We start from the raw sequence: 9,030 nt of genomic DNA, 5'->3' as shown, positions 1-9,030 counted from the left end.
TTCCCGGACCTTAGCAAGGGGAGGGTTAGGGTGGGGTTTACGCGCAAGTGGCGATCGCCACCTCACGCACTCTCATGAGGCGATCGCGCCTGTATGGAGACGGGTGCCACCCTATTTCTTCCTGACGTGGCTTTGCCACGTCAGGAGGACCCCACCCTAACCCTCCCCTTGCCAAGGTCCGGGAACCGGAAGTCCGATCGCCCTGCAAAGCAATTTTCACGAACCCAGGCGGATGAACAAGTCAGCTAAGGGGGACCCTTTGACGGGCTGGAGTTCTATCCCCGGTTCGATTCCCGGTGCAGGGGAACTCAGGGAAATGGACTGTAACCGCTGGAATAGGGGTTTTCCGGCGAGGGTGACTAATCTCAGAACTGGGAAGCGACGGGTTAAACTCTCTTCAGATGCCAGCCAATCCAGGTAGAAATAGCCGTAATTGGATTGGGGAAGGGGACCGATCGCACTCTGAAAGTCAGGATTACTCACGATTGAACCCGTAGTCGGTGCATCGATCGCCGCTGTTAAGGTTTCTAGGGAACTGGCAAAAATTTCGTAGGCCCCAATTTCGGTATGCACCGCCCGAACATCAGCGGCAATTTGTAAGGGTTTCGTCCCTTTTGCCTTGGTGGTGATGGGTTTGGTGGTTAATTTGGTCCAGGTGGAAATAGGGCGATTCCCCCAGGAAACGGGCCCGACGCTGAACCCTTGTTCTTGGGCGATCGCATCTAATTGTTCAATCCCTTTGACAGCAGTTTCCCGAGATTTCTGAGCGACAAAAATCCACGCCAATCCTGGATTATCCAGGTTTTCCACCGAGGATTTTGGTAACAACCCGATCGCATATTCCCCTTGCACCCAGCTAAAAATCGCCTCGGGTAAATCCAATCCCCAGCGCGATCGCACCATTGCCACAGGTTGTCGTAGAATTTGACCCACCGCCCCCGATTCGGGAAATCCTTCCTCCAAGGCCAACCACAACTGATTCAAATCCGCACCAGCAATGGCCAAAGCAGTCTGTTCCGGTAGATATTGCAATGCCTTTACAGGTCCCAATAAACTGGGTAAACTTGTCGCCCATTCGGTGGCAGTGCTACCATTCCAAATCGTATGGGCCAGTAATCCCTGGCGGTTTAAGCCGATGGCAATTCCTAAGCTGGGGGAGGCTTGGGCGGTGAGAACCCGCTCAGAGGGGGGTTTGAGGCCATTTTCCCCAGGGCGATCGCTAATCCAGGCGGTAAACTGCTCAACATTGATAAAACTCAGTCCAATCCCTGCCGAGGACATATTGGCGACTGCCTCCTGATAGGCTGAATTTCCCTTGAGGCTGAGATTTTGGGTTTGGACATTATTAATCGCATCCCGCAGCACTTTCGGATGATTGGCAAACAACACGAAGCGATCGCCCACCACAGCCGAGGCCCAACTGACCGATAATCCATCAGACTTGCCAACTGCCTCTGGAGTCTGACTATAAATCAGCTTCACCCCTTGATAATTTTCGACCCCTACCTTGACCCCATTACTGGCATTCTGGGACCACAATACCTCCAGAAAATCTCGGCTACGCTGGGGATTTTTCGTCTCCACCGCCAGTAAATACCCCGCTTGCCGACCGTTGACCCCTTCGCGATCAAAGTCGGCACTGGTGACGGCAAAGGTAATCTCATCCCCTAGCCAAGGTTGAATATCCTTGTGATAATTTAAATCCGTATTGGCTAGGACTCCCTTTTTAATCTGGTCAAATTCCTCCCGTACCTGACCCCGCAATTTGGGTGCTACTGCTAGTCGCCCCACATCCTCTAATTTGTCTACATTGACTAATAAGGAAGTCATCAGAGGCGCTTGTCGGGGAACAAACATCGCCGCCTCGACCTGGGTTTCCACGGGTCCGCGCAATAAGGAGACAGGTCCGGTGGCGAGGATTTCATAGAAGACCCCGGCACCCAGGAGGCAGAGGACCAGGGCTACTGCCCCTAACATGGTGAAGAATAATTTTCGGTTCATGATTATCAATAATAGTTAAGCGTAACGGGAGTTTACCGATTAGTTTATCGGGTTTCCTGGGTAGGTAGAGCGCTGATTGATCCAGGGTTGGGAAATCATTCAGGATTCCCATTCGCGATCGCACGCCACCCGAGGGACTCTTTCCAGGATACTCCTTCCGGTGCCAGTGGCTCCCTAATCCGGCGAGGGGTCATCAGCCTGATTGCCTTTATCTATTTATAACTATTCTCAATAAACAGGCAAGAAAACCGAAAATAATATCATAGATTAGCAAGATTAATTTTAAATTTTGTCAATAGAGGCAAGATGGGGCAAGGGGAGTCAGAAAAATTCATAAATTTTTTAAATTATTACAGAGAAAGGGTTCCAGGGGTTTTTCAGGAAGGGTAAGGCGGATTTTTGCCACAAAAGGCTAGGCGTTCCAAAATTCTGCAACCTATTGAAATACAAGGGTTTCCCGGATTTATTCACGGAAAAGAAGGGGATTGCCAAGTCTGGACTTGTCAAAAAAATATTTTTAAGTTATTGAATATTACTTTCAATAACTGTATGATGAGTTCGGTCAAAATCCAGAGATTCCCTTGGGCGAGACTTCACTGACCGGATCCGGTCGATGAAGTCTCGCCCAGAGAATCCCCGAGTAGCGGATCAAGGTCCAGGGTCTCAGACCCCACCGGGAAAGTTGGATGGAGACAAAAGGGCGATCGCAATGCTAGAGATTAGGGTTTAAGGAGAGAGTGTGAGACAAGAGCATTTATTGAATAGTCTATGGATGGGAAGCACGATTGCCCTCGTGGCAGCAGTTCCCGTGTATGCACAGATGGCGCTGATTACCGGGGTTCGCCTCAATTCAACCCCAACGGGAGTGGAGGTAGTTTTAGAAACCCTGGCAGGAGGAACGCCGGAAGTGTTGACCTCTCAGGACGGGGAAACGTTTATTGCCGATATTGTCAACGCCCGATTACGCTTACCCGGTGGGGAAAATTTTCGGGCGGATAACCCCATCGAGGGGATTACTGCGATCGCCGTGACATCAGGGGAAGGAAACCAAGTGCGAGTCACCGTAACCGGCACAACAGCAGTCCCCTTAACAGATGTGGTGGTTGAAAATGGCCAAATTGGTTTCCGGGTTACGGCACCTCCGGAAACGGCAACCGTTCCACCCCCACCCACAGAAACATCACCGCCAACGGAGTCTGAGGCAGTGCCTGCGAATGCCGATATTATTGAACTGATTGTGACAGCAACCCGAATCGCCGAACGAATCACAGACGTTCCCGCATCGATTTCAGTGGTAGGGGAAGAACAACTCGAACAACAAACCCGACTGACGCGAGATTTGGGAACAATTCTCTCCCAGGAAGTCCCGGGATTGTCCGTGGGGACTCAAAGTGCGAGTAACTTCGGCCAAACCTTGCGGGGTCGGAATATTAGTGTGATTATTGATGGGGTACCGCAGTCTACGAACCGCAATGCGGCCCGGGATTTGCGGACCATTGACCCCTCAGCGATCGAACGGGTGGAAGTGCTGCGAGGACCGACGGCGATTTATGGCGATGGCGCAACCGGCGGTGTAATTAATATTATTACTAAGCGGGGGAGAGGTGAGGGACTGCAAGGGGAAACCACAGTGGATCTCAATGCCTTTCCCACCAATGTGAGTGAGACTTTTGGACAAAATATCCAACAATCCTTTTCCGGCGATTTCGGGAATTTTGATTTTGCTCTGAATGGCTCTTTTAGCAACTCCGGTGCTCAGTTTGATGCTCAGGGCGATCGCATTCCTCCAGATCCTAACGGTCAAGGGGGACTCAGTGATACTACTACGCTCAACCTATTGAGCAAAGTCGGGTTTAATTTGACCGACTCCCAACGCCTCCAACTGACGTTGAATTACTTTCTCGATAATCAAGATACAGATTACACCAGCGATCCAGTCGTCAACCAAATTCCCGGACGACAACAATCGCGAACACGCCGGGGACTGGACCTAGACGAATCGCAAAAAACCGAGAATTTCAATGCGAGTCTGGACTATACTCACAATGACATCTTGGGCAGCAGCGTTCAGGGACAGATTTACTATAGGGATTACTTTACCCGCTTCTTTCCCTTTGATGCCCGCAATTTTGCCAATTTGGGGAATACAATATTTCAATCCCGCGTTGAATCGGAAAAATATGGTGCAAGGTTGCAAATTGATACGCCAATCGTTGATGCAGAACGCGCCAATTTACTTTGGGGGGTGGATGTAGTTCGGGAAAATACCGAACAGCCAGTGTCTGTCTTTGAGCCCCTGGCCTTTGATAACAGTAATGGACTGGTTTATAACAAAATCGGCAATCGCACCTGGGCACCGTTACAGCGACAGAATAATCTAGGATTATTCGGCCAACTCAAATGGAATGTCAGCGATCGCCTCGTGCTCAGAGGTGGGGTGCGTCATGAACGAATTACAGTGGATGTGAATGACTACACGACCCTCGCCGGAAACCGCATTGAAGGCGGCGAACTCGATTATAATGAGACAGTTTTTAATGTGGGTGGCGTGGTTTATCCCACTGAAAGAATCAGCCTTTTTGCTGGCTTTTCTCAAGGATTTTCTATCGCTGATGTCGGGTTTGTCCTGCGAAGTGCACCGGCTGGATTTACGGTAGAACAACTCAATCCAGAAGCGCAAAAAGTCAACAACTACGAAATCGGCATTCGCGGAAATTATGCCAGGGTGCAAGCATCTTTAGCTGGATTTTATAATACATCCAATCTCGGCACTAGCTTTAACCAAGAAAATTACGAAATCGTCCGTGCACCGGAACGAGTGTATGGGGTAGAATTTGCCCTGGATGCCCAACCTAGTGATGCCTGGGCATTAGGTACTTCGTTTACTTGGAGTGAAGGCGGTGCAGATTTTAATGAGGATGATGACTATGAATCTCCCTTAAATGGGTTTCGGATTTCGCCGATAAAAATTACGGCTTATCTGGAAAATGAATCGCTTCCTGGATGGCGTAATCGTCTCCAAGCGTTGTATTCCGGAACTCGGAATCCCACGGGTCAAAGTTTTGGTTTGGGAGAAGTTGATAGTTACATTACGTTGGATTTCATCAGTAGTTTGAATATTGGCCGGGGTCGTCTCGTTTTGGGGGTGGAGAATTTATTAAATACGGAATATTTTCCGGTGGTTTCTCAATTGCAAGGGTTGGATACGGGCTATACAGCCGGTCGAGGTCGAAGCATTCGTTTAGGGTATTCTTTTAATTGGTGAGGAGGGAGAAACGGCAATTGTAGGGTGGGCAATGCCCACCTTACTTAAGGTCGGTGGGCAATGCCCACCCTACTCATTAACACTAGGGAATTGCGATCGCGGATGAATCAGCACAAGAACGGCGGGCGATCGCACTCAGAAAATCGGCTCAACACCTTTCAGACTCAGGATTTGGGGTAATCCCGAGAGACTCTGAAAAAAACTTTCCCTAGCTATTGCTAAAATTTCTCAGGAGTGGTATGCTAAATCGTAATTGAAAATTACTCTCAATTACCATTTAGCATTTCATCCAACAAATCCGAGGGATCAAACCGTGGTAAATCATATCGATAAAGGCTTTCATGACCAGGAACCGAACGTTACCTTACTGCCAAGGGCGGATTATCAGACTTCATTACCTGGGTACCAATCGCAACAGTATTTAAACCGGCAGGCGCAGCGAGAATCCAATGCCCGCAGCTATCCCCGGCGGATTCCCATCGCCATTCGGGAAGCGAAAGGAGTGTTTATTACCGATACCGATGGCAATCAGTATTTCGACTGTTTAGCAGGGGCAGGAACCCTGGCATTGGGACATAATCATCCAGTGGCGATCGCCGCAATGCGAGAGGTTCTCGATAGTAGTCTCCCCTTGCATACATTGGACCTGACAACGCCGGTTAAAGACCAGTTTGTAGAGGAGTTGTTTGCCAGTTTACCCGCAGGGTTTGCCCGGAATGCCCGCATCCAGTTTTGTGGGCCGACAGGGGCCGACGCGACGGAAGCGGCAGTGAAGCTAGTCAAGACCGCAACGGGACGGCGGAGTATGCTGTCGTTTCACGGCGGTTATCATGGAATGACTCATGGGGCGTTAAGTTTGACAGGAAACCTTGCACCGAAACAGCAAGTTGCAAATTTAATGCCGGAGGTTCATTTTCTCCCCTATCCCTATAATTATCGCTGTCCGTTTGGAATCGGGGGTGAGTTTGGACATCGCCTCAGCAGTCATTATATTGAGCATATTCTCACAGACCCGGAGAGTGGGATTACACCCCCTGCCGGGATGATTCTGGAAATTGTCCAAGGGGAAGGCGGGGCGATTCCAGCCCCCGATCGCTGGGTGAGAGAGATCCGCCGGATTACGCGCGATCGCGGCATCCCTCTGATAGTGGATGAAATTCAAACGGGGTGGGGTCGGACGGGGAAACTCTATGCCTTTGAACACGCGGGGATTGTTCCCGATGTGGTGTTGTTATCCAAGGCAATCGGGGGGAGTTTACCGTTATCGGTGGTTTTGTATCACAAAGATTTGGATCAATGGTCTCCTGGCGCACACGCAGGAACATTCCGAGGGAATCAGATGGCGATGGCAGCGGGATTGGCTACCCTGCGGTACATTCAGGATTTTGGCTTAGTGGATCGGGCGCAGGAATTGGCCGATCGCCTGATGGGTCATTTGCGGCAGTTGCAAGGGGATTCACGCTGTATCGGTGAGGTGCGTGGAAGGGGGTTAATGGTGGGGGTAGAAATTGTGAATACCGAAGCCACAGCGAGCGATCTCGGCAGTTATCCAGCCCATCCCTTACTGGCGCGGCGCATCCAGTCGGAATGTCTGAGTCGGGGGTTGATTCTGGAATTGGGGGGTCGTCATGGGTCCGTCGTCCGGTTTTTGCCACCTTTGATTGTCACTGCAGAGCAACTTGACCAGATTTGTGAGAGATTCGCCGCAGCGTTGAAGGCAGCGGAAGGGCTAATGTCGGCACAGTTAGCAGAGGTGAGTTAATGTTAGAGGTAGAACAAAAAGGGGCGATCGCGGCGTTGGAGGATCGGCGGTGGGATACCTGTTTTCTGACAGATGCTGAGGCGAGTATCGGGGCTTATCGGCAGGCGATCGCGGAGGCGGCAGAAGGCGTGATTCGCCAGTTTGCTAGTCAGAAACAACCCTATAGTGGCGCGACGCCGATTGAGTTGGTGGCAGGGTTGACAGGGACGGAAATTTGTCCGCAGAATCCACAGTTATTAGGAGATATTCTCAAAAATGTGGGTGAGAACGCGATCGCCCATTCGGTGGTTGTCACCCATCCTCGCTGTATCGCACATTTACATTGTCCTCCCTTGATTCCCGCGTTAGCGGCAGAGGTGTTGATTTCCGCGACAAATCAATCAATGGATTCCTGGGACCAAAGTCCCGCAGCGACAGTTTTAGAACAGCAGTTAATCCATTGGTTATGTGGTGAATTTGGCTATGATGCCGCAGGGGATGGCATTTTCACCAGTGGCGGAACCCAGTCGAATTTGATGGGGATGTTACTAGCGCGCGATCGCCATGCCAAACAGGAATTAAATTGGTCGATTCAGCAGCAAGGTTTACCCCCGCAAGCGCATCAGTGGCGAATTTTATGTTCGGATGTGGCGCATTTTACGATTCGCCAATCTTGTGCGTTATTGGGTTTAGGAGAGAAAGCGGTGATTCCTGTAGAGACGGACGAAAATTACCGATTATCTCCCGATGCGGTTCGGTTGAAATTAGCTGAATTGCAGGAACAAGGGTTAACGGCGATCGCGATTGTGGCAACCGTCGGAACTACGGATTTTGGCAGTATAGATCCGTTGGTTCCCTTGAAGGAAATTGCTCAAGAAAATGGACTGTGGTTGCACGTTGATGCCGCTTATGGAGGGGCTTTGGTAATGAGCGATCGGTATCGCCCTCAACTGGCAGGAATCGAATGTGCAGATTCAATCACCGTAGACTTTCACAAGTTATTTTATCAGCCGATTAGTTGTGGGGCATTTTTGCTCAAAGACCAGTCAAATTTTGACTTAATGAAACTCCACGCAGATTATCTCAACCCCGAAACTAACGAAGCGGAAGGAATTCCAGATTTAGTTACAAAATCTATCCAAACCACTCGGCGATTTGATGCCCTAAAACTCTGGATTTCGTTACAAACATTAGGACGAGAAAAGTTTGGCGAAATGATAGAAAGCACCATTGACCTTGCAGCAGCAGTGGCGCAGATGATTCGCGCCGATTCCCAATTGGAACTCGCCACAATTCCGACCCTGAATGCAGTAGTATTTCGCTACAGTTCCGGAAATTCAAAACAGGATAATTGGATTAATTCCCAAATTCGCTTAACTTTGCTGCAACATGGGGAAGTGGTTCTGGCGCAAACCTGCATTGCGGGGAATACATATCTCAAATTTACCTTACTCAATCCTCGGACCACCCTGGCTGATATCAGGATAATTTTCGACCGAGTGAAGCAAGTAGGAAAACAACTCAGTTTGTCTTTGCAAAAATAAAAAAATCACCCAAAACAACCCCAATGGTACAACAACTGACCGTAATTCATCGAGAACAAAACATCAATCTGACGGATAAACAGATTGCCGATCGCGCCACAATTCAAAGTTTTTTGAATTGTTATCTGAAAGAAACTGGCAGTGGCAGAGTTGACAGCCGTCAAGAGTATCCGGAACTGCAAACACGCCTGGAATCCCTACAAATTCTCTGTTGTTATCTACCGCATCAAGGGGTAGAAGTCAAGGCTGGACTCCGCTATTTTTCCCTCACGGGACGGCATTGTTTTGAATTTCCCCTGTACTATCAAATGGCGGGGAAATCCGAACTGTTAGACCTGGATTATGTAACATTAGTGGCCCTATTCAGCAAAGAATTAGCCCTGGCTAATCACAGCAGTGGGTCCCAAGATGAACTGCTGTTGCGGGTAGTTCAAAGTTGCCACAATATCGAACAATTCGTGCGCGATCGGCGTCGGGAT

General features: G+C 49.6%; 5 protein-coding genes and 1 pseudogene. 4 read left to right on the top strand and 2 right to left on the bottom strand.

Annotated elements, in window-relative coordinates; all coding sequences use genetic code 11:
* Window positions 1–37: 37 nt before the first annotated feature.
* The gene (locus tag J0895_RS19015; protein ID WP_207089576.1) at window positions 38–220 is read right to left on the bottom strand and encodes a hypothetical protein; all 183 of its coding nucleotides are present in this window, start codon (window positions 218–220) and stop codon (window positions 38–40) included.
* Window positions 217–2,001, bottom strand: coding sequence for a DUF3352 domain-containing protein (locus tag J0895_RS19010; RefSeq protein ID WP_207089575.1), 1,785 nt, complete (start codon window positions 1,999–2,001; stop codon window positions 217–219). The genes J0895_RS19015 and J0895_RS19010 overlap by 4 nt, the downstream gene beginning before the upstream one ends.
* Before the next feature lie 739 nt (window positions 2,002–2,740).
* Between J0895_RS19010 and J0895_RS19005 the strand changes: the two genes are divergently transcribed.
* The 4 genes and pseudogenes from J0895_RS19005 to J0895_RS18990 all read left to right on the top strand — a co-directional run.
* Window positions 2,741–5,266: a TonB-dependent receptor domain-containing protein gene (locus tag J0895_RS19005; protein WP_340643553.1), complete on the top strand. Its 2,526-nt coding sequence runs from the start codon at window positions 2,741–2,743 to the stop codon at window positions 5,264–5,266.
* A 313-nt stretch (window positions 5,267–5,579) separates the two neighbouring features.
* Complete coding sequence (locus J0895_RS19000) at window positions 5,580–7,028, top strand: aspartate aminotransferase family protein (RefSeq protein WP_340643552.1); 1,449 nt, start codon at window positions 5,580–5,582, stop codon at window positions 7,026–7,028.
* On the top strand, window positions 7,028–8,551 hold the full coding sequence (locus J0895_RS18995) for a pyridoxal phosphate-dependent decarboxylase family protein (protein WP_207089574.1): 1,524 nt from the start codon (window positions 7,028–7,030) through the stop codon (window positions 8,549–8,551). Before J0895_RS19000 ends, J0895_RS18995 begins: the two co-directional genes overlap by 1 nt.
* 23 nt (window positions 8,552–8,574) lie before the next feature.
* Window positions 8,575–9,030: pseudogene (locus tag J0895_RS18990) on the top strand (hypothetical protein); the annotation flags it as partial.

The organism is Phormidium pseudopriestleyi FRX01 (assembly GCF_017313335.1).
Classification (GTDB): domain Bacteria; phylum Cyanobacteriota; class Cyanobacteriia; order Cyanobacteriales; family Laspinemataceae; genus Laspinema; species Laspinema pseudopriestleyi.
The sequence above is the reverse complement of the archived record's forward strand: the minus strand, read 5'-3'. Positions and strand labels throughout refer to the sequence as shown.